The sequence below is a fragment of the Tamlana sp. 2_MG-2023 genome (assembly GCF_030548465.1).
In the GTDB taxonomy this organism is placed as follows: domain Bacteria; phylum Bacteroidota; class Bacteroidia; order Flavobacteriales; family Flavobacteriaceae; genus Pseudotamlana.
On sequence record NZ_JAUOSF010000004.1, the window covers coordinates 444,251 to 464,848 of the forward strand.

Sequence of the window (20,598 nt, forward strand, 5' to 3'; positions counted from 1 at the left end):
TTTTATTTATGTCTGTTTTAATTCACCCTACATATTTCCCGAGTATCGCGCAATGCATTGCCATAGTGAACACAGACACTGTTGTTTTTGAAACCGACGACAATTTTTTAAAACAAACCTATAGAAACCGCTGTTATATCTACGGTGCTAATGGCAAGTTAACGTTGAATATTCCTGTCGTTCACTCCCAAAAGAACCGTCAGAAATATAAAGACGTTAAAATTTTTAACGATGAAAACTGGCAGAGTTTGCATTGGAAATCTCTACTATCTGCTTATAGAACTTCTCCTTTTTTCGAATATTATGAAGATGAGCTTCAGCCGTTATTTACGAATAAATCTGAATTCATTTTAGATCATAATTTAAAATGTATGGAGGTTATTTTAGACTGCTTACAACTAGAATTAAATACTTCTAAAACTCAAACTTATAAATCGGTTGAAGAAACCCATTCCGACTACCGTTTTTTAGTACATGCAAAAAAAGAAATCACACAAAACTTAGAACCGTACACCCAAGTGTTTGGAGATAAGCATGGTTTTATACCCAACCTAAGTATCTTAGATTTGCTTTTTAATGAAGGCCCAAACACCTTAAATTATTTAGAATCGCAAACCTTAATCAGGCCATAATGATTCAACCTATAGCGCATTACGGCTGTCATTTCTTAATTCCACTATGTGTTGCGCTAGTTTGGTTTAAAACGCAATGGAAAACCGCTTATTTAATCATGATAGCTGGTATGCTCATCGATCTAGATCATTTATTAGCCACGCCTATTTTTTCACCTAACCGTTGTAGCATCAATTTTCATCCGTTACACACATATTACGCTATGGTAATTTATGTGCTTTTATTATTTCCGAAGAAAACACGCCTCATAGGCCTTGGTTTGGTTATACACATCTTAGCAGATGTCGTTGACTGTTCTTTTATGCAGTAAGTTTACTGAAAATTTTCAAACAACTAGTCTAAGCTTAACGTTGCCATAATCGGATAGTGATCAGAATAATGTTCATCGTAGTTTTTAAAGCCATTGACATTAAAGGCTTTATCGGCAAGGATGAAATCAATACGAACCGGGAAGAACTTAAAATCGTAACTACGACCGAAACCATTACCGGCCTCATCAAAAGTGTCGTTTAGATCGCCTTTAATCCTTCTATAGACATACGAAAAAGCTGTATTATTGAAATCACCACAAACAATCACCTTGTACTTACAGTTTTCCTTATGTTTTAAAATGAGTTCAGACTGCGATTGCTGCATTTTAAAAGTAGTACCAATGCGTTTAAACAACCTTTCGGAAGTTTCCTTGCGCAGACTGTCAACCTGCGTATTGATGTGTAAAGACTCCAAGTGCACATTATAAACTCTGAAGGTATCTACGCCTTTAACAATATCGGCAAAAATGGCGTTATTGGAAGTATTTTTAAAGCCTAAAGAACCTGAATTAATAATTGGAAACTTAGAAAAAATAGCCTGACCATGCTTCACCTTTTTTCCTGCTATTTTTTTGTACTGGTATTTATAAAAGGAAAAGTCTATCTGTTCTCTTGGGTGAAACTCTTCAATACAAATGATATCTGGCGATTCTTTTTTTATGAATTCAACGATTTTATTCTGAGTATTATCTTCAGGTATCCAGTCGTATAAATCAAAAAGCCGAACATTGTAATTCATCACGGTAATATTTTCGGGATGCACAATTTCCTTTGTAGCCGAAAATCGATAGAGTGAACCATAAAGAAAATAACCAAGGAGTAATATGCTTATAGATAACAAGCATTGCCTCTTTAATTTAATAAGCCAATATAAAACGAACAGAAAATTTATTCCAATCAAAAAGGTAACTCCTAAATTGACGACGGCTAAAATAGCAAATGTACGTGGAGGTAAATAAGGTAAAATAAAAGAAGAAAGCAGCAATACAGCAAAAATCAAATTAATGATGTAGATGATTTTATTTATAAAGCTTAAGTTCTTCATCAGATTATTTGCCTGCTCTAAATAAAAACTCCTTTTCTTCAGCAGTCAAACTTTCATAACCACTTTTACTGATCTTATCTAAAATAACATCAATTTTCTTCTGGTTATTAAAAGCATTAAAATCTGATTTGGCGTAACCACCAACTTTACTTTTATTTTTATGAACCGTTTTTAAAGGGCCTTTTTTAGAAGATTTAAACCATCCTGAAACCGTATCTAACAAACTTTCAAATCCTTTACCTATATCTTTTCCTTTTAAAAGTTGTTTCGCATATACAAAACCTAATAACGCACCTCCTAAATGTGCCAAATTTCCACCAGCATTGGTACCAAACAACCCTAAAACATCCAAAACAACGATAAAGGCTCCAATATACCACAACTTAATATTAAAGGTGAAAAAGCGCATTTGTTGGTTTGGCATATAGGCACAAAGAAAAATAAGTAGCGCGCGTACAGCTGCCGAAGCCCCTAGTAACCTGGTATTCCCCTGAAATACACTTGGAAGCAAGGTGTAGCTTAATACAAATAGTAATCCTCCCGAAATAGCACCTAAGAAATAAATATTTAGCGCCATTTTTGAACTAAATAGATTCAAAAACATTTGTCCTAAAAAGTATAACCAAAGCATATTAAATAGAATATGCAAGACATCATAATGCAAAAAAGCATAAGTAATGATAGTCCATGGGTTTAGAATAAAATCATTGAAGTTACTCGGTAACTCAAACCAAGAGATAATCGGTTTCAAAAGAAAAGACAAGATAAAAACCACCACATTAATGGCTATTATTTTTTCTAACACATTAAGGTTAGAAAGCTTTTTCTTTATATCGTCAACCAGAGTACTCATTAATCCCAGCGGTTTTGATTAAACTGATTTTTTTTCCAATACCACATAATGAAAAACCCTGTTAAAGCACCACCAACGTGAGCCATATAAGCTGTATTACTTGGACTAAAGAATGACTGTCCCGTAAGGCCTGATATTAAATCTAAAAGTATAATTCCTGGAATAAAATATTTCGCTTTGATAGGAATAGGCAAGAAAATCATCATCAGTTTAGCCTCTGGATTCATCATCCCGAAAGCGGCCATAACCCCCATAATACAACCTGACGCACCAACCATACTCGCATTATAAGCAGGGAAAATGGTTTTTAAAAGCTCTAATTGTGCATTAGTGACTCCAGAATTAACTTGTCCGGAAACTAAAGATTGCTTGATACTTTCAGCAGACAAACCTGATTCTATTAAGGCATTATAATTAGGAATGTATTGAAAGTAATAGAATCCTACTTGTAATAACACAGCCCCTAAACCAGCTGAAATATAAATGAATAAGAATTTCTTTGAACCCAACACTTGCTCAACCGGCGTACCAAACATCCACAAGGCAAACATATTAAATAGAATATGAGGAATACTACCATGCATGAACATGTGAGTAATAATTTGCCATGGTTGAAAGGCATCATTTTTAGGAAAATACATGGCAAACCATTCATAAAACAGGTTACCACCTCCAATAAACATCGTACCAACATACATAATCACGTTTATGATTATCAAATGTTTTACAGTTTCTGAAATTCTCATCATATCTTAAAATCTTCTATAATAAACGTTTGATTGCTTGAAAATACGCTATTCAAAATTACAACCTATTTTTTATTATAATATTATATAAACTTTTTATCTAGTTCATCCACGCTCATCGTTACAAAGGTAACGCGATTGGCTGGTGATACATTAGGGTCTTTACAAGCAAATAATTTATTCACTAAATGCTCTTGTTCGTCTTTCTTTAAAGACTGCCCTGTTTTAATAGCTAAACTTTTAGCCATCGATTTGGCTAACAAATCGGTAGCACTAAAATTGCTGTCGGGTACTTCATTTTCTACATCACTAATAAGTTGTTCGAGAATTATAGACACTTCACTTTCTGGAACACCAACAGGAACACCTGTTATTTCAACCAATTCTTCTTCAACGTTAGAAAACACAAAACCAGTGTGTTCTAAATCAGATTTTAATTGACTCACAATAGCGATGTCTTGCGGAGAAAAATGCAGTTGCAATGGAAATAATAACTGCTGGCTCACGCCTACTCTCGTGGTCATATTTCTTAAAAACTCTTCATACAACACACGCTGATGCGCTCTATATTGGTCGATAATTAACATGCCCGACTTAATCGTACTTACTATATATTTATTATGTAATTGATAGGTGGTATGCGATTGTTCTACTTGATGATCACCTTCAAAAATAGATAAGGTTTCTTCTTCACTTTCAAACTGAACTTCCGCAAAGTCTTGCTGACTCTCATTGCCTTTAGACTCTAAACCAACGTATAAACTCTCCCAATCTGAAGGGGTTTGTTTCGGCGATGCTTGTCTAAAAGAAGTACTTGAACCACCGCGACTTTCACTTCTTGAAACGGGCGCATCATTAAAAGGATTAAAACTTCTATCAACTTCAACTTTTGGCGTACTTACTGGGTTTTCCTTGTAATTATATGGCGTATCTAAATTAGGATCACGTTCAAAATCAAGAACAGGTGCGATATTAAATTGCCCTAAACTGTGTTTTACGGCTGCCCTTAAAATGGCATAAAGCGTATGCTCATCGTCAAACTTAATTTCAGTTTTTGTGGGATGAATATTGATATCAATCGTTTGTGGATCTACTGTTAAATTCAGAAAATAACTGGCATGCATACCGTTTTTTAATAAACCATCAAAAGCTGAAGCTATGGCATGATTCAGGTAAGCACTTTTTATAAAGCGATCGTTAACGAAAAAGAATTGTTCACCACGTGTTTTTTTAGCAAATTCAGGCTTACCAACAAAACCAGAAATTTTAAGTACTTCGGTATCTTCATCAACGGGTACTAATTTTTCATTGGTTTTATTTCCGAAGATATTTACAATACGCTGGCGGTAATTACTAATAGGTAAATTAAAAGATTCACTACCATTATTATACAAAGCAAAACTAATACCAGGATGCGCTAAGGCCACACGATGAAACTCATCAATAATGTGACGTAGCTCAACAGTGTCTGATTTTAAAAAATTACGTCTTGCAGGAATATTAAAAAAAAGATTTTTAACAGAAACGGAAGTTCCTGTTGGCGTCACAACAATTTCTTGCGAAACGACATTACTGCCTTCCATTACAAGGGCATTTCCAACATCGTCAGTTTCTTGTTTGGTTTTTAATTCAACATGTGCAATAGCTGCGATACTAGCTAAAGCTTCACCACGGAATCCTTTGGTATGCAGTTGAAATAAATCTTCAGCACTTTTAATTTTTGAAGTCGCATGGCGCTCGAAACTAAGTCGCGCATCGGTACTGCTCATGCCCTTACCATTGTCTATCACTTGAACAAGGGTTTTTCCGGCATCTTTTACTATAAGTTTTATCGTATCTGCACCAGCATCAATAGCATTTTCAAGAAGTTCCTTGACTACAGAAGCTGGGCGTTGTACAACTTCTCCTGCTGCGATTTGGTTTGCAACATGATCGGGTAAAAGCTGTATAATGTCTGCCATAAATTATTTTGAAAAGAAAATAGATAAATCGAATTCGATGATAAATAAGAACACTAAAAGCAGCACAGCAATTATTATAAAAAGACGCTTGTTTACATCTTTATCCTGATTGTTTTTCAAATCATCTAAAGCATCAACAAACTTCCCCTTTAAGCCTTTATTGTCACCTACTGTTTTACGGTACTCATCAAATTTGTGTTTTATTTCAAACGGACTCCCCTCACCTTTATCATCATAATAACGCGGCGTATAACTAAATTTTTTGTTTTTGCGTGACTTTAATATTCCCATGAGTTTTAGTTTTTAGGTTAGAGGTATTTTTTATCTAGTAAATACATACAGATCAATAATAATACCAAGATTAAAACTAATATTTTCGTGGACATTGCACCACGCATTTTAGGTTTAGAACCACTAGTTTTTCGCCATTTTGAAACAAAATCGGGCGTATCCTGCTTTTCTTCTAAATTAGAATCGACTTGATTCTTCTTAGAAAACCGAGGTTGATAATTGAAAGTTTTATGTTTACGTTGTTTAAACAAAATCGCGTACCGTTATCTTTCAAAAGTACTTAAAAATAGACAGATAATAAGAACTGGAATGCTAAAAATTATTAACAATACAAGGCACTAGATCCCAGTAGCCTAGATCCAAATTCAATAAGAATAACTATAAAATGAAAGTCTTAGCTGTCCTGGCGTAAAACAGCCATTTTAATCGCCGCAATAGCAGCTTCAGTACCTTTGTTTCCGTGAATACCTCCTGAACGCTCAATGGATTGTTGCATGTTATTATCAGTTAGCACACAAAATATCACAGGTGTTTCATTTAAAACGTTTAAGTCTTTAATACCTTGAGTAACGCCTTCACAAACAAAATCGAAATGCTTTGTTTCACCTTGAATTACACTTCCAATAGCGATAACCGCATTTACCATTTGCTCTTGCATTTTCTTGCATCCGTAGATAAGCTCGAAGCTTCCAGGCACATCCCAACGCACAATATTGTTAGGTAATACACCATTGTCAATTAACGCATCGAAAGCCCCTTTATAAAGTCCTTCTGTAATGGTATCGTTCCATTCTGAAACAACAATCCCAAACCGAAATTTACTCGCGTTTGGGATTGTTGTTTTATCGTATTCTGATAAATTTTTATTTGCCGTAGCCATATAATAGCAATTTATTTATTTGCCAACACTTCTGCTTTTCCAATAAATACTTCTACTTGAGCAGCTTCTGACGAATTAGAATAATCTTCTTTAATTCTTTTGAAGTAGTTCAAGGCTTTATCCGATTGTCCTAAATCTAAAGCAATTGTTCCCGCTTTAAATAAGTACATTGGTGTTGTGTATTCGTTATCACGCATTTCGGCAGCTTCCTCATAATACCCTAAAGCATCTTCTTTTTGATTCAGTTGCACAAAAGCATCACCTATGTTTCCTTTAGCTAAAGGCGCTAAAATTTCATCTTCACTATCAAAATCACCTAAATACTCAACCGCATTTTTGTAATCTTTTAATCTTAAATAAGCCGTACCAGCGTAGTAATTTGCTAAGTTAGCAGAAGGTGTTCCACTATACTCTTCAATAATATCTAACATCCCGAACTTACCTTCACCACCGTTTAAAGCTAAATTATATAAAGAATCTTTCTTTACACCTGTAACAGCTTGGTCAAAATATTTCTGAGCCTGAAACATATCATTCATTGCTGAAGCTTGCTTTGGTGTAGAAATAAATTCTTTATACCCTAAAGATCCTAAAACAACAAGAGCAACAACACCAATAATAACAAAGATGTATTTTTGGTTCTTTGCAACAAAGTCCTCGGTTTTAGAAGCAGATTCGTCAAGGGCATTAAATACCTCAGCTGTAGTTGATTCTTCTTCTACATTAACTTGCTTCTCTTCCTTTGTTTTTGGTTTGTAACCTCTCTTATTATAAGTTGCCATCTATTCTGTCTAATTTATTGTCGCGCAAAAATATAATTTTTCTTCATAACTAAAAGGGTATTTATTTGATATTTTTCAATAATTTGCACTTCTTTTTATCGCTTAAGCTCCAAAAGCTTCGTTAAGCTGCCATTTATATGATTCTAAAAACACTTTCTCTCCTCAATTATAAAAATTTCGAAAGCAAATCATTCGTTTTCAATGATAAAATTAATTGCATTGTTGGAAATAATGGCATTGGAAAGACGAATGTATTGGATGCTATTTACCATTTATCCTTCGGAAAAAGCTATTTTAATCCTATAGCTTCTCAAAATATTAAGCACGATGAAGCCTTTTTTGTAATAAATGGCGATTATGAAAAAGAAGAGAAAACCGAAAAAATAGCGATAAGCTTAAAGCGCGGACAAAAAAAAGTCATTAAACGCAACGGGAAAATTTACGATAAGTTCAGCGAACACATTGGTTTTTTGCCTCTAGTAATAATATCTCCAGCAGACAGAGATTTGATCGTTGAAGGCAGTGACACCAGACGCAAGTTTATTGATAGTGTCATTTCACAAAGTGATAAAAACTATCTTAATCAATTAATTAGCTACAATAAGACACTCGCACAACGTAATGCTTTATTAAAATATTTTGCTTTAAACCACACATTTAACAGAGATACTTTAGAAGTTTATAATGAACAACTCAATGACTACGGAACGGTAATTTTCCAAAAACGAGATGCCTTTTTAAAGGATTTTATTCCTATTTTTAAATCACGCTACGAAGCCATTAGCAATGGCAATGAATTGGTCGATTTAGTATATAGTAGTCAACTAGCAGAACAAGACTTGAGTAGTCTTTTAAAAAGTGCCATTAATAAGGACAAAGCGCTACAATACACCAGTGTTGGGATTCATAAAGATGATTTAAACTTTGACATAGAAGCGCATCCTATTAAGAAATTTGGAAGCCAAGGACAGCAAAAATCATTTTTAATCGCATTAAAGTTGGCGCAATTCGACTTCTTAAAAGCACAAAGTGGCGTAAACCCTATCTTATTATTAGATGATATTTTTGACAAACTAGATGAACAGCGCGTCTCGCAAATCATTAAATTAGTAGACGACGAAAATTTCGGCCAGTTATTTATTAGCGACACGCATGCCGAACGCACCGAAAAAGCCGTTAAGCAAGTGCATCAATCTTATGAAATTTTTAAATTATAATCATGGCAAAACGCAATAACGAACATATAAGCATACAAGACGCCTTAAAAGAATTTGTAGAAACTAACAGATTAGAAAAAGGCTTAGACAAAGTTAATGTCGCCGACGCTTGGGCCAAACTTATGGGTAATGGTGTGAACAACTATACCTCCTCGGTAAACCTTGAACGTGAGACCTTATACGTACAATTAAACTCTAGTGTTTTACGCGAAGAATTAAGTTACGGCAAACAAAAAATAATTAACATGTTAAATGAAGAATTGGGCAAGGAAATAATTAAAAAATTGATTTTAAGATAATTACCAAAAATAATTAATATTAAATATTTTGATAAAAAACATCTTGATACAATTATTTACATTATCTTTGGAACTTAAATTTTTATAATACAAATACAATGAGTAAAGGTACCGTAAAATTTTTCAACGATTCTAAAGGATTTGGTTTCATCGTTGAAGAAGACAACAACAAAGAACATTTCGTACACATTTCAGGACTTATCGATGAAATTCGTGAAGGTGATGTTGTAGAATTCGATCTTCAAGAAGGAAGAAAAGGATTAAACGCCGTAAACGTAAAAGTAGTCTAACGATATACTATTTTAAACAATTACAAATAAGAACCTATCATTTTTTGATAGGTTTTTTTTGTGGCCAACATTTAGAATAACAAGAATCCCCGCAAAATCACAACAAAAAAAAATCCGCAACAAACATGTCACGGATTTTTAAAATATATAAGTTTCGTTTTATACTAAAACTGCTCTCTTCCTGAAAAATGAAAAGCTCCTTCAATTGCAGCATTTTCATCACTATCACTTCCGTGAACTGCATTTTCTCCAATAGAATCTGCATATAATTTTCTAATCGTTCCTTCAGCAGCTTCAGCAGGATTTGTAGCACCTATTAAAGTTCTAAAATCTTCAACCGCATTTTCTTTTTCTAAAATCGCCGCAACAATAGCACCACGAGTCATAAACTCAACTAATTCTCCAAAAAACGGACGCTCGCTATGGATAGCGTAAAATGCTTCAGCATCAGCTTTTGTCATTTGCGTTAATTTTAAAGCTACGATTTTAAACCCTGAAGCTGAAATTTTTTCTAGTATCGCCCCAATGTGTCCTTTTTCAACCGCATCTGGCTTAAGCATTGTAAATGTTCTATTTGTTGCCATTTTTATATTTAATGTATAGTTAATTTTCTGATAAATTTGTCTTCATAAAATGATAATTTCCTGAAAACAAAGCAATAAACCTTCTCTGGTTTAGGCTGCAAAAGTAACCTATTTATATAAAAAACCAACTAATCCAGTTTTAAAAAATTGTATCTTCGTCCCCTATGAATAAACAAGATATTTCAAACATTAAGCAATTATTATCAACACCAAAAAAAATAGTAATTGTACCACATAAAAACCCTGATGGAGACGCTATTGGATCTACTTTAGGACTCTACCATTACCTTTTAAAAAACAACCATCAAGCCCAAGTTATCGTACCTAACGATTATCCTACTTTTTTAAAATGGGTTCCTGGAAATGATAGTATTCTCATTCATGATGCACAAACAGCGTCATGCAATACCTTAATAAATGATGCCGACATTATTTTCACTTTAGATTTTAATGCCTTTCATAGAACAGGTAATATGGAAACCGTTTTAGCTGAAAGTGAAGCCATGAAAATCATGATTGACCATCACCAAGCACCAGACGATTATGCCACATACATGTATAGTGATGTAAGCATGAGTTCAACTTGTGAAATGGTATTTCATTTTATAGATTTATTGGGTGATGAAAACTTAATTGACACCAATATAGCGACTTGCTTATATCTTGGTATTATGACGGATACAGGCTCTTTCAGGTTTAGTTGTACCACCAGCACAACACATCGCATTATTGCTAACCTGATTGAAAAAGGCGCTGACAATTCTAACATTCATAATAATGTTTATGACACCAATAGTTTTGAGCGTTTACAATTATTAGGCTGTGCTTTAACCAATTTAAAAGTTATTCCAGAATCTCGTGCAGCATACATCACTTTATCTCAAGACGAACTTAACCGTTTTAGCTATAAAAAGGGAGATACCGAAGGTATTGTTAATTATGCTTTATCTTTAGATGGTATCGTTCTGGCAGCTATATTTATTGAAGACAAACAGGAAGGTATTATAAAAATATCATTGCGTTCTAAAGGAGATTTTTCGGTTAACGAAATGTCTCGCGCGCACTTTAATGGTGGCGGTCACACCAATGCTGCAGGAGGACGAAGTGAAGTTTCATTAATTAAAACAGTTGAAAAATTTATTAGTATATTGCCTAGTTATAACCAAGAATTGAACCATGCATAAACTACTATTAATTGCCTTAGCACTTCTCACTTTTGGCTGTAAAATGCCAGAACCACGCAAACCAGTTTCTGTGAAATCTGGCTCCTTTATTGATGCCTCGGTGGAACGCAATAAAAAACTAAATGCTAGAGAACATGCCACTATTGAAAAACTATTGGGGCAACAATCACAAGATTATTTAGCTTCAGATAGTGGGTTTTGGTATTACTACAACACAAAAATTGAAGTCGACTCTTTAGAAACACCAGATTTTGGTGATTTAGTGAATTACGATTATAACGTAAAAACACTTCATGGTAAATTAATTTATTCTTCCGATGAATTAAAAACGCAAAATTATACCATGGATAAGGAAGAATTATTCACTGGTCTTCGCGAAGGTTTAAAACTTATGAAAACGGGGGAAACCGTAACCTTCTTCTTCCCTTCTCAAAAAGCTTACGGCTATTATGGCGATCAAAATAAAATTGGAAGCAACACCCCACTAGTTTGTGAAGTGACTGTAAACTCAATTACTGAAAGCGAATGAATTTAGCAAAAAACACGATTAAGGTTATTCTACTAATACTGTGCTTTAACTTCACTTCTTGCAAAGCTCCATACCCTGAATTAGAGGATGGTATATATGCCGAATTTGACACTTCAAAGGGCATTATGGTTGCTAGACTAGAACTTGAAAAAGCACCTGTAACTGTAGCCAATTTCGTTTCTTTAGCTGAAGGCACAAACACAGTGGTAAAAAAAGAATACAAAGATAAAAAGTATTTTGATGGTAGTATTTTCCATCGTGTTATGAACGATTTCATGATTCAAGGAGGCGATCCAACAGGCACAGGAAAAGGAGACCCAGGGTATAGATTCATGGACGAATTTCACCCCGATTTAAAACATGATAAAGCCGGTGTTTTGTCTATGGCCAATCCTGGTAAAAACACAAATGGGAGTCAGTTTTTCTTTACTGATACAGCAAAACCTCATTTAGATCATGTCCATACTGTTTTTGGTGAAGTTATTATTGGATTAGATGTATTAGATTCTATTTCGAATGTAAAAACCAACGCGAAACACAGACCAATAAAAGAAGTTGTACTAAAACACGTTACTATAATTAGAAAAGGAAAAAAAGCGAAATCGTTTAATGCGCCTAAAGTATTTGAAGAACATTTTGCTGAACGAGAACGTCTCGCTCAAGAAAAAATTGATAAAGCTGCAGCTACTCTAATAGCCACACACGATAAGTTTGAAGCCCAGCGAGCAAAAGCTACAAAACTAGACTCAGGTTTACAATTTTATATTTCTGAAAAAGGCACAGGAAAAAAACTTCCAAAAAATGCTAAAGCTCTAGTTGATTACTCCGTATTCTTTGTTAATGGAGAATTAATAGAAACTAGTAAAATTGAAGTTGCCGAAGCCCTTGGCGCGGTGAACAAAAAACGTAAATTTGCCGACAAATACCACCCGATTATCGCAGAACTAAAACCTAACGCACATATGATCCCTGGATTTAAAGAAGGATTACAACAGCTTCATGTTGGTGACAAAGCAACCTTGTTTATTCCTCATTATTTAGCCTATGGTGATAGTGGTACGAAAGGGATACCTGGTAAATCAAACCTCATTTTTGAAGTTGATATTTTAGAACTTTTAAAATAAAAATAAAGCTAAATTCTATGCATGCATTAAAATTCGATTGGAATCCTACAACAGGAATTGATATTGTTGGAAATTTCAAAATTCATTTTTACAGCCTTATGTGGGTGACTGCCTTTGTTTTAGGTTGGTATATCATGAAACGTATTTTTACTAAGGAAAAAGTATCACTAACTTATTTAGATCCCCTTTTTATTTATACAGTATTAGCAACAATGATTGGTGCTCGATTGGGACATGTTTTGTTTTATCAATCGGAATTAATTACCGAAGATTTCTTCAGCATCTTTTTACCTTTCAAATTTAAAGGCGGCTTTGAATTCACAGGTTTTCAAGGTTTAGCAAGTCATGGTGCAGCCATTGGAATTATTGTTGGCATGTACTTGTACCGAAAAAAATACAACTACAAATCACTACTTTGGATTTTAGACCGCGTGGTTATTCCTGTAGCTTCCGGTGCCATTTTTATTCGTATTGGAAACTTTATAAATTCTGAAATTATTGGAAAAATAACCGATTCAAATTTTGGTGTACGCTTTATTCAAGACCAGTACTACAAAAGAGAAGTCATGCAACTTACCGGAATTAACGACGTGCAAAAAGCATATGATGCTGTAGCTTCGAATCCGCAATTTCAAAACTTATTAGATGCCGTTCCTTACAGACATCCATCGCAACTTTACGAATCGTTTTGTTATGTATTTGTCTTTTTAATCTTATGGTATTTCTATTCGAAAACCACTAAAAAAGACCAACCTGGATTTTTATTCGGTTTGTTTTTAGTGCTACTATGGACCATCCGTTTCTTTATTGAGTTTACCAAAGAGCCTCAAGGTGAAGAATACATCAATTGGTTTGGACTAAATACCGGACAATGGTTAAGCATCCCTTTTGTTCTTATAGGGCTGTATTTCATGTTTGGCTATAAAGCGAAATCGACTGTTAGATAATATGCTTTTAAAACGACATCTGTTTTTATACATTCTTTTGTCTTTAGGCACTTTTACAAGCTGTAAAGACAACAAGAAAACCATTAAACAAACTGAAGTTTCGTTTACTAAAGAAGGTTCGCTCACAATTATTAAAGCTTCAGATAGCTCAAAAATCACTTTGGATATTGAAATTGCCGATACCGATTATGATATCCAAACTGGCTTAATGTACAGAGACCGTATGCTCAACACGCAAGGCATGCTTTTTGTTTTTGATAACGACCAAGAACGTTCCTTCTATATGAAAAACACTAAAATCGCTTTGGATTTGATTTATATCAATTCAGATAAAGAAATTGTTAGTTTTCAAGAGAACGCAAAACCTTTTGATGAATCTTCATTACCTTCTAATGCACCAGCTCAATATGTACTTGAAGTAAATGCCGGCTTGGCGAATACTTGGGAATTAGCTGTTGGCGATCACATTCAGTACGCTGAAATGAGTATTGAGTAGTTTTCAGCAATCAAATACTACCTTATAAAACCGTTTTAACCCCTTGGAATTAATAACCATTAAATTCAAGGGATTTTTATTATATTTACAAGACAGAGTGACTCAGTAATTAATATTAATTCATTTTAATCTAAAAAAGACGACACATTTTACTTTAATTCAAATTGTTAACGTTGCTCAAATACTTTAAAAACCCTTCAAAAATTATGAAAAACCAATTATTTGCGCTTGCCCTCTTCCTAGTAACAACCATTGGGTTTACTCAGGAATCCAAAGACATTGATTCAACAGCCATATTCATTTTGGACAAAATGAGTGCTGTTATAGGAGACTTGCATTCTGTTAATTTTCATTCAAGTAGTTCCAATGACAAAATGGATGTCAACAAGAACATTATTAAAGAACACCACGAAAGTGATATTTCTTTTTCTGGACCTGACAAACTACATATTCGTATAGACGGGTCGGATGAAGATAAAGCTTATTATTATGATGGTTCACATATAACCTATTACAATTATAACGAAAATAACTACGTAACACTTGAAGCTCCAGAAACGACTTTGGAGATGATTGATGATATGCACCTGCATTACGATTTTCAATTTCCTGCTGCCGATTTTTTCTACCCTGCATTTACTGATGATTTAATAGAAGATTTCGACAGTATTAAATACCTAGGTAAAAAAACATTTAACAACGAAGAGTGTTACCATATTATGGCTAATAACAAAAAACTAAATGTCCAAATATGGATTTCTAGTCACTCTAATTTACTACCAAAGCATTTTGTGATTATCTACAAAGACAATTCAAATATGCAACATGAAGCTACATTTAGCAATTGGAATTTAAACCCTAATATCCCAGACGCTAAATTTGATTTTCTTGCGCCACCAAACTCGAGACTAATTAGCATTTTAAAGAAGTAGTAAATATTAAAATTATATGATCATGACAGGATATTCATTAAACATAAAACATAAATTAGGAATTTTATTTGTATTTCTAGCACTCGCATTCCCTTCAGAATTAATCGCCCAACGTATGGGACATGGCGCTTCTAGAGGAGGTGGGCGTACCATGTCAAGAGGCGGTGGCGGAGCGAGCCACTCGATGTCTCGACCTAAAACAACCCCAAGTCGATCTAATACTCGTGCCACAACAACAAGATCAACACCTAGTAGAAGTATTAATGGCGGTAGTAAAACAACTACAAGCCGTAATTTCTCTGGAGGTTCAAAAGGTAAAATAGCGAATAAAACGACTTCAAAACCAAACCTTTCTACCAATAGAAAAACATCCAACATAAAGCGTACTTCTAATAATAAAATAGGAAATAACAGTGGAAACAAAATTGGTAATAAAACTCATGTTGGTAATAATAATGTAAACATAAACGTTAACAACAGCCGACATACTAATAACATAAGAAACACACGAGTGCGCTCTAGTAACGTACGCTACAATAGACCACCATACAGATATGGCGGCCGTGGGTACTATTGCCACAGACCTTATTACTATCACCCATACACACCTTTTTACTGGGGGCCAGTATGGCACCCATGGGGTTACTTTGTAACTTCATTGGCAACCACAGCAATTATTGTAAGCATTGTGAGTGATGACCACGATGATAAAGATGAATACCATTACGACAACGGTACTTATTACTTAAAAACTGAAGATGGTTTTGAGGCTGTACAAGCTCCTGTTGGCGCTCAAGTACCAGAAATACCTAAAGAAGCTCAAAAAGTTGAAGTAAATGAAACCAACAACTACTATTACGGAGGCGCTTTTTACGAGAAAAATGCAGAAGGCTACACTGTAGTACCGGCAACTGCAGGAACCATTGTACCTGGACTACCAGACGGTGGTGAAGAGGTTAAAATTGGAGATGTGACCTACGTACAATTTGGTGACACTTACTACCAACCTATTCAAGTGGATGGTAAAGACATGTATGAAATTGTAGAAGTGAAAGAAGAGTAACATCCTTAATAATCATAATTCATGAAAAAACAAGCTTATAAAACACTATAATAAGCTTGTTTTTTTTATTTTGTAGTAACAGAATCTCTATTATAACTGAAAAACTTAACCCCTCAAAGTTTAAAATGATTAGCATAAATAAAAAAACTAAAATCATTCTTTTTTCAATTATAGCAATAATTATAATTGCACTTGCCATTTTACCAACAGTAATTAAAAACTACGCGATTAACAACAGCAAAACCCTTATAGGCAGGCAGATAAATATTGGAAACTTAAAATATAATTATTTTACAAGTACCGTAAAAGTCTATGATTTTAAAATGTTTGAACAAAACGACAAAGATCATTTTATTGTTTTAGACACTTTTCTATTAAACTTAAACCCGCTTAAACTCATTAATGATAAGGTTGAAATAGAACAACTTTATTTTAGCCATCTCACGGTAAATACTGTTATGAAGGATTCCACTTTTAACTTTGATGACTTGGTTGCTTTTCACGCCAGTTCCGACACTATAAAAGAAGAGGAAACACCGCCCTTAAAATTCAGTATCTCCCAGATAGAATTAATGCATGCTAACTTCTTTTTTAACGATAAAAATGTAAACAAAGAAACACATATTGAGGATTTTGATTTTCAAATCCCTTATATCGGTTGGGATCAAGAAGAAAAAAGTAATGCCGATTTAAAATTCAACTTGAAAAATGGTGGTTACTTTAAATCGTCCATCAACATACATCCAGCTAATGGCGAATTTGATGCACAGTTTACCATAAGTGAATTACAATTAAAACCTTTTTACGAATACGTGGCAGAACATGCTGAAATCAATAGCTTAACAGGAAGCGTGAATTCTCAAATACTTATAACAGGAAACACCAACGAAGCATCAAAAGCGATTATCTCTGGAAAAATTGATGTCAACGATTTTGAAATGACCGATAAGGCTAACAAGAAATTTCTAGGAGCCAAACATATCGAATCACAAATAAAAGCTATCGACAACTACAACAGTTCTTACACTTTTGAAACGTTTAAAATTGACAACTCATATACCTTTTTTCAGTTAGATTCTACATCCAACAACTTTTTCAGAATTTTTAAATTAGACAACCCAGAAACAACTGAAGAAACCGTTAAAGATTCTGTAGCTTCTACTGAAAAAGAATTATACTATGCGGTAAATCACCTCATCGTAGAAAATAGCGTTTTAGATTACACCGACAATTTAACCGGAGAACCTTTTAACTACCATCTAAGCGCTATCGAAATTAACTCCAAAGACATCACGAGCACCGCAAACTGGATAGACATTTATTCAACCATGCTGCTTAACAATCGAGGTACTTTAAAAGCCAACTTAGGAATAAACCCAAACGATTATTATAATTCGACTTTAGATATTTCAGTTGAAAATTTCCTTTTACCAGACTTAAATATTTACACTAATTATTATATGGGGCATAGTATTTTACAAGGTGACATGTTTTACACATCGAAATCGAAAATCGTTGATGGCCAAATTGAAAGTGAAAATAAGTTACTAGTTAAAAACGCTTCTTTAGAAAACACTAAAGGCGGACTCTACAACCTACCCTTGAAATTTGCTTTTTTTCTGCTTACCGATAAGAATGGTGATATTCATCTTGATGTGCCCGTAAAAGGAAATTTAAATGACCCTGAAATAAACATTAGAAAAATTGTATGGCAAACCTTTAAAAACGTTATAGGTAAAACTGTAGCCGCTCCAGTAAACTTTTTAGTTGGCCTGGTAGGTGGCGATCCTAAAGATTTGGAAGAAATAAATTTCACCTATACCGACAGTATCCCTTCTGAAAAAAATTACAAGCAACTTGATAAATTGATTGAATTAGAACAGAAAAAACCAGAATTAAAAATTGACCTCACTTATTTTGTTGATACTAACCTCCAAGGCGAAGCTCTAGCAAAAGCTAAACTAGGTAAAGCATTTTACCAAGAAACGCAAAAAGATTACGAAAAGCAAGATAAAGAGTTTGAAGAGTTTGTCTACACAAAAGCAGCAACAGACTCCTTGAGCTTAAACGATGCCATTAACAAGCTAGTTTCAAAAACTGAAAAAGACAGTTTGGTTACTGCTTATAAAAACAGCCTTTTAATAAGCACGGAAACCTATATAAAAGAACAGGCCACCTTCAGTAAAATTGAAATTAAAGAAGCAAAACCAGAAGATCCTGAAAATACAGGAGCCTATCCTAAGTTTAAAATAAGTTATGGGATGACAGATGAAGAGTAAATCTCTGCCTCAAAAACTATTTAAACTCACGAATATCAAGCATTAACCTACTGTTAATTCTAATAAAAAACCTTAATAACATGAAATAATTTTTATCTTTACACAAATAATTTAATTCAATTTATCCATGAAAAAAGTAGTATTATTAACCATCGGACTTGCGTTTTCAGCAATTTCAATGTCGGCACAATCATTCCCTGTAAAAACTTCAGACTTAAAAGCGGCTGCTTCTAGTGATTCGCAAACGGAAAAAATAAAAGAAGCCTTAATGAAGGACGAAGATTTACAGTCTAAAACTATCGATTATTTAAAGAAGGATCCTGAAACAGCAAAGTCTGTAATGGATTTAGCATCAAACTCTTCTAGTAATTCAGACCTAATGAAATCAATTCTTGGAGACAAATCGTTAACATCTCATGCTATTGACTACATTACTAAAAACCCGAAATTATTAAAGCAAGCACTTAAAGTGGTTGGACTATAATTATTACTACTGTTAAAAGCATAAAAAAACGTCTGAAAATAAATTTTCAGACGTTTTTTAATTTCTAAGAATTACTAAGATCTATAAATCTAATAATCCGTTAGTTTTTGTTACACCTTCAGCAGAAGCTTGCATGTGTGCTTTTTCAGCATCACTTAAAGGAATATCAACTATTTCCTCAATACCGTTTTTACCTAAAACTACAGGTACTCCGATACAAATATCATTTAAACCATATTCACCTTCTAAGAAAGTTGAACAAGGAAAAATCTTTTTAGTATCACAAGCGATGGCTTGTACCATACCTGATACAGCAGCTCCTGGCGCATACCAAGCAGAAGTTCCTAATAATTTAGTTAAGGTTGCTCCACCAACTTTAGTATCAGCAGCAACTTGCTCTAAACGTTCTTCGCTTAAAAATTCAGAAACTTTAATACTGTTTCTTGTGGCGTGACTTGTTAATGGCACCATTCCAGTATCACTATGTCCACCAACTACCATACCATCAACATCGCTAATAGGAGCTCCTAAAGCTTCAGCTAATCTGTATTTAAAACGTGCAGAATCTAAAGCGCCACCCATCCCAATAATTCTATTTTTTGGCATACCAGTAGCTTTGTGAGCTAGGTAAGTCATTGTATCCATTGGATTACTTACCACAATAAGAATCATGTTTGGTGAATGCTCTAATAAACTTGTAGATACATTTTTAACAATCCCTGCATTAATACCAATTAACTCTTCACGAGTCATTCCTGGTTTACGAGGAATTCCTGAAGTAATCACACAAATATCACTATCAGCTGTTTTACTATAATCGTTAGTTACACCTGTTATTTTAGTATCAAAACCATTTAAAGATGCACATTGCATTAAATCCATTGCTTTTCCTTCTGCAAAACCTTCTTTGATGTCTAGAATGACAACTTCTGAAGCGAAATTTTTAATAGCAATATACTCTGCACAACTTGCACCTACTGCTCCAGCTCCTACTACAGTTACTTTCATTTTTTTGTTATTTATTATTAGTATTTAATTTGTTTTCAAGATTGAATTACATTCAAAAATTATAGTTCAAACCACGCTAATTTACGAATTAAAACCCTTTTAATAAAGAAGTATTAGAGGAATCCTTAGTTTTTTGAGACTACCTGATTTTTTTATGATAAAAATTTAGAAATTCCATCTAAACCTCCCAAAACACTGATTAAAGTAAAATGTTTTTTAAGCCGGGTTTTAAAAGGATCATTCCTAAAAGTTGTGTTTATGCAAAAATTGTAGTTAATCTAAAAAGAAAGAATTCTACGTTTTTCACACCTCTAAATTGACTTCTGAAGGCTTTAATTTTAGCATTAAAAGATTCTGCAGAAGCATTTGTGCTTCGATTAACAAAATAGTTTAGAATAGACCTGTAGTTTATAGTAATGGTGTTTGCTATGGTATTGAATGCTTTAAATTCAGATTGCTCTACCTGCTTGTACCATTGTGCTAGTTTAGTATATCCGACTTCTATAGACTTAGTGTTATTAAAAATATTCCTAAGATTTTGTACCAAGTTAAAAGCTGTTTTGATGTCAGGATATTCTTGGAATAGTATTTGGCTTCTTTCATATTGATTTTTAGTCCAATTAGAAGGTGCCTTATAAAGTAAATATCTGCTTCTAGCTA

The 20,598-nt window shown here is 33.9% G+C and carries 24 protein-coding genes; 14 read left to right on the forward strand and 10 right to left on the reverse strand.

The window, feature by feature from the left end; translation table 11 throughout:
- The first annotated feature begins 8 nt into the window (after positions 1 to 8).
- Both Q4566_RS09465 and Q4566_RS09470 read left to right on the forward strand, forming a co-directional pair.
- Positions 9 to 632, forward strand: a complete 624-nt coding sequence (locus Q4566_RS09465) for a WbqC family protein (protein ID WP_303420484.1) — start codon at positions 9 to 11, stop codon at positions 630 to 632.
- On the forward strand, positions 632 to 943 hold the full coding sequence (locus tag Q4566_RS09470) for a DUF6122 family protein (RefSeq protein WP_303420486.1): 312 nt from the start codon (positions 632 to 634) through the stop codon (positions 941 to 943). The genes Q4566_RS09465 and Q4566_RS09470 overlap by 1 nt, the downstream gene beginning before the upstream one ends.
- 23 nt (positions 944 to 966) lie before the next feature.
- Here the strand turns inward: Q4566_RS09470 and Q4566_RS09475 are convergent, their stop codons facing one another.
- The 7 genes from Q4566_RS09475 to Q4566_RS09505 all read right to left on the reverse strand — a co-directional run bounded on the left by Q4566_RS09475 (position 967) and on the right by Q4566_RS09505 (position 7,502).
- Positions 967 to 1,785: an endonuclease/exonuclease/phosphatase family protein gene (locus Q4566_RS09475; protein ID WP_303420488.1), complete on the reverse strand. Its 819-nt coding sequence runs from the start codon at positions 1,783 to 1,785 to the stop codon at positions 967 to 969.
- A 208-nt stretch (positions 1,786 to 1,993) separates the two neighbouring features.
- A complete protein-coding gene (locus Q4566_RS09480; protein WP_303420490.1) occupies positions 1,994 to 2,842 on the reverse strand; it encodes a rhomboid family intramembrane serine protease in 849 nt (282 codons plus the stop codon).
- On the reverse strand, positions 2,842 to 3,591 hold the full coding sequence (locus tag Q4566_RS09485) for a rhomboid family intramembrane serine protease (RefSeq protein WP_303420492.1): 750 nt from the start codon (positions 3,589 to 3,591) through the stop codon (positions 2,842 to 2,844). Before Q4566_RS09485 ends, Q4566_RS09480 begins: the two co-directional genes overlap by 1 nt.
- Before the next feature lie 80 nt (positions 3,592 to 3,671).
- Positions 3,672 to 5,549, reverse strand: a complete 1,878-nt coding sequence (gene mutL / locus Q4566_RS09490; protein WP_303420494.1) for a DNA mismatch repair endonuclease MutL — start codon at positions 5,547 to 5,549, stop codon at positions 3,672 to 3,674.
- A 3-nt stretch (positions 5,550 to 5,552) separates the two neighbouring features.
- Positions 5,553 to 5,840 (reverse strand): riboflavin synthase subunit beta, encoded by a 288-nt coding sequence (locus Q4566_RS09495; protein WP_303420497.1) that lies wholly within the window; start codon positions 5,838 to 5,840, stop codon positions 5,553 to 5,555.
- A gap of 394 nt (positions 5,841 to 6,234) precedes the next feature.
- Positions 6,235 to 6,720, reverse strand: coding sequence for a 6,7-dimethyl-8-ribityllumazine synthase (gene ribH, locus Q4566_RS09500; RefSeq protein ID WP_303420499.1), 486 nt, complete (start codon positions 6,718 to 6,720; stop codon positions 6,235 to 6,237).
- Positions 6,721 to 6,731: 11 nt separating this feature from the next.
- Positions 6,732 to 7,502 carry a tol-pal system YbgF family protein gene (locus tag Q4566_RS09505; RefSeq protein WP_303420501.1) on the reverse strand — a complete coding sequence of 257 codons (771 nt, stop codon included), beginning with the start codon at positions 7,500 to 7,502 and terminating at the stop codon, positions 6,732 to 6,734.
- Positions 7,503 to 7,639: 137 nt separating this feature from the next.
- Between Q4566_RS09505 and recF the strand changes: the two genes are divergently transcribed.
- From recF to Q4566_RS09520, 3 genes are all read left to right on the forward strand, one after another.
- A complete protein-coding gene (gene recF, locus Q4566_RS09510) occupies positions 7,640 to 8,719 on the forward strand; it encodes a DNA replication/repair protein RecF (RefSeq protein ID WP_303420503.1) in 1,080 nt (359 codons plus the stop codon).
- 2 nt (positions 8,720 to 8,721) lie between these two features.
- On the forward strand, positions 8,722 to 9,018 hold the full coding sequence (locus tag Q4566_RS09515; RefSeq protein WP_303420505.1) for a DUF721 domain-containing protein: 297 nt from the start codon (positions 8,722 to 8,724) through the stop codon (positions 9,016 to 9,018).
- A gap of 98 nt (positions 9,019 to 9,116) precedes the next feature.
- Entirely contained in the window at positions 9,117 to 9,308 is a 192-nt protein-coding gene (locus Q4566_RS09520) for a cold-shock protein (protein ID WP_067150460.1), read from the forward strand.
- Positions 9,309 to 9,472: 164 nt separating this feature from the next.
- Here the strand turns inward: Q4566_RS09520 and Q4566_RS09525 are convergent, their stop codons facing one another.
- The gene (locus Q4566_RS09525; protein WP_303420511.1) at positions 9,473 to 9,892 is read right to left on the reverse strand and encodes a nucleoside-diphosphate kinase; all 420 of its coding nucleotides are present in this window, start codon (positions 9,890 to 9,892) and stop codon (positions 9,473 to 9,475) included.
- Between the two features lie 164 nt (positions 9,893 to 10,056).
- Here Q4566_RS09525 and Q4566_RS09530 point away from each other — a divergent pair, with 164 nt between their 5' ends.
- The 9 genes from Q4566_RS09530 (at position 10,057) to Q4566_RS09570 (ending at position 18,930) form a co-directional block, all read left to right on the forward strand.
- On the forward strand, positions 10,057 to 11,076 hold the full coding sequence (locus tag Q4566_RS09530) for a bifunctional oligoribonuclease/PAP phosphatase NrnA (protein WP_303420513.1): 1,020 nt from the start codon (positions 10,057 to 10,059) through the stop codon (positions 11,074 to 11,076).
- Positions 11,069 to 11,605: a gliding motility-associated peptidyl-prolyl isomerase GldI gene (gene gldI, locus Q4566_RS09535; protein ID WP_303420515.1), complete on the forward strand. Its 537-nt coding sequence runs from the start codon at positions 11,069 to 11,071 to the stop codon at positions 11,603 to 11,605. The genes Q4566_RS09530 and gldI overlap by 8 nt, the downstream gene beginning before the upstream one ends.
- Entirely contained in the window at positions 11,602 to 12,729 is a 1,128-nt protein-coding gene (locus Q4566_RS09540) for a peptidylprolyl isomerase (protein WP_303420517.1), read from the forward strand. Before gldI ends, Q4566_RS09540 begins: the two co-directional genes overlap by 4 nt.
- A 17-nt stretch (positions 12,730 to 12,746) precedes the next feature.
- The gene (lgt, locus tag Q4566_RS09545; protein WP_303420519.1) at positions 12,747 to 13,676 is read left to right on the forward strand and encodes a prolipoprotein diacylglyceryl transferase; all 930 of its coding nucleotides are present in this window, start codon (positions 12,747 to 12,749) and stop codon (positions 13,674 to 13,676) included.
- A 1-nt stretch (position 13,677) separates the two neighbouring features.
- Complete coding sequence (locus tag Q4566_RS09550) at positions 13,678 to 14,172, forward strand: DUF192 domain-containing protein (protein ID WP_303420521.1); 495 nt, start codon at positions 13,678 to 13,680, stop codon at positions 14,170 to 14,172.
- A 206-nt stretch (positions 14,173 to 14,378) separates the two neighbouring features.
- Positions 14,379 to 15,104: a DUF2092 domain-containing protein gene (locus Q4566_RS09555; protein ID WP_303420523.1), complete on the forward strand. Its 726-nt coding sequence runs from the start codon at positions 14,379 to 14,381 to the stop codon at positions 15,102 to 15,104.
- Between the two features lie 22 nt (positions 15,105 to 15,126).
- Entirely contained in the window at positions 15,127 to 16,167 is a 1,041-nt protein-coding gene (locus Q4566_RS09560; RefSeq protein WP_303420526.1) for a DUF6515 family protein, read from the forward strand.
- Positions 16,168 to 16,292: 125 nt separating this feature from the next.
- The gene (locus tag Q4566_RS09565; RefSeq protein WP_303420529.1) at positions 16,293 to 18,446 is read left to right on the forward strand and encodes a DUF748 domain-containing protein; all 2,154 of its coding nucleotides are present in this window, start codon (positions 16,293 to 16,295) and stop codon (positions 18,444 to 18,446) included.
- A gap of 127 nt (positions 18,447 to 18,573) precedes the next feature.
- The gene (locus tag Q4566_RS09570; protein ID WP_303420531.1) at positions 18,574 to 18,930 is read left to right on the forward strand and encodes a hypothetical protein; all 357 of its coding nucleotides are present in this window, start codon (positions 18,574 to 18,576) and stop codon (positions 18,928 to 18,930) included.
- Between the two features lie 81 nt (positions 18,931 to 19,011).
- On the opposite strand, the gene mdh is transcribed toward Q4566_RS09570, so the two are convergent.
- A complete protein-coding gene (gene mdh / locus Q4566_RS09575) occupies positions 19,012 to 19,938 on the reverse strand; it encodes a malate dehydrogenase (protein ID WP_303420533.1) in 927 nt (308 codons plus the stop codon).
- A 256-nt stretch (positions 19,939 to 20,194) separates the two neighbouring features.
- Positions 20,195 to 20,598 (reverse strand): transposase (locus Q4566_RS09580; RefSeq protein ID WP_303420535.1); only part of this gene is annotated, 404 nt, incomplete at its 5' end.

Bases quoted from the DNA above. Each gene is read 5' to 3' on its own strand.
- Q4566_RS09465 (WP_303420484.1), top strand. From the start codon at position 9: ATGTCTGTTTTAATTCACCCTACATATTTCCCGAGTATCGCGCAATGC.
- Q4566_RS09515 (WP_303420505.1), top strand. From the start codon at position 8,722: ATGGCAAAACGCAATAACGAACATATAAGCATACAAGACGCCTTAAAA.
- lgt (WP_303420519.1), top strand. From the start codon at position 12,747: ATGCATGCATTAAAATTCGATTGGAATCCTACAACAGGAATTGATATT.
- Q4566_RS09530 (WP_303420513.1), top strand. From the start codon at position 10,057: ATGAATAAACAAGATATTTCAAACATTAAGCAATTATTATCAACACCA.
- mutL (WP_303420494.1), bottom strand. From the start codon at position 5,549: ATGGCAGACATTATACAGCTTTTACCCGATCATGTTGCAAACCAAATC.
- Q4566_RS09495 (WP_303420497.1), bottom strand. From the start codon at position 5,840: ATGGGAATATTAAAGTCACGCAAAAACAAAAAATTTAGTTATACGCCG.
- Q4566_RS09570 (WP_303420531.1), top strand. From the start codon at position 18,574: ATGAAAAAAGTAGTATTATTAACCATCGGACTTGCGTTTTCAGCAATT.
- Q4566_RS09470 (WP_303420486.1), top strand. From the start codon at position 632: ATGATTCAACCTATAGCGCATTACGGCTGTCATTTCTTAATTCCACTA.
- Q4566_RS09550 (WP_303420521.1), top strand. From the start codon at position 13,678: ATGCTTTTAAAACGACATCTGTTTTTATACATTCTTTTGTCTTTAGGC.
- Q4566_RS09565 (WP_303420529.1), top strand. From the start codon at position 16,293: ATGATTAGCATAAATAAAAAAACTAAAATCATTCTTTTTTCAATTATA.
- Q4566_RS09540 (WP_303420517.1), top strand. From the start codon at position 11,602: ATGAATTTAGCAAAAAACACGATTAAGGTTATTCTACTAATACTGTGC.
- Q4566_RS09560 (WP_303420526.1), top strand. From the start codon at position 15,127: ATGACAGGATATTCATTAAACATAAAACATAAATTAGGAATTTTATTT.
- Q4566_RS09480 (WP_303420490.1), bottom strand. From the start codon at position 2,842: ATGAGTACTCTGGTTGACGATATAAAGAAAAAGCTTTCTAACCTTAAT.
- mdh (WP_303420533.1), bottom strand. From the start codon at position 19,938: ATGAAAGTAACTGTAGTAGGAGCTGGAGCAGTAGGTGCAAGTTGTGCA.
- ribH (WP_303420499.1), bottom strand. From the start codon at position 6,720: ATGGCTACGGCAAATAAAAATTTATCAGAATACGATAAAACAACAATC.
- Q4566_RS09485 (WP_303420492.1), bottom strand. From the start codon at position 3,591: ATGATGAGAATTTCAGAAACTGTAAAACATTTGATAATCATAAACGTG.
- Q4566_RS09555 (WP_303420523.1), top strand. From the start codon at position 14,379: ATGAAAAACCAATTATTTGCGCTTGCCCTCTTCCTAGTAACAACCATT.
- recF (WP_303420503.1), top strand. From the start codon at position 7,640: ATGATTCTAAAAACACTTTCTCTCCTCAATTATAAAAATTTCGAAAGC.
- Q4566_RS09525 (WP_303420511.1), bottom strand. From the start codon at position 9,892: ATGGCAACAAATAGAACATTTACAATGCTTAAGCCAGATGCGGTTGAA.
- Q4566_RS09520 (WP_067150460.1), top strand. From the start codon at position 9,117: ATGAGTAAAGGTACCGTAAAATTTTTCAACGATTCTAAAGGATTTGGT.
- Q4566_RS09505 (WP_303420501.1), bottom strand. From the start codon at position 7,502: ATGGCAACTTATAATAAGAGAGGTTACAAACCAAAAACAAAGGAAGAG.
- gldI (WP_303420515.1), top strand. From the start codon at position 11,069: ATGCATAAACTACTATTAATTGCCTTAGCACTTCTCACTTTTGGCTGT.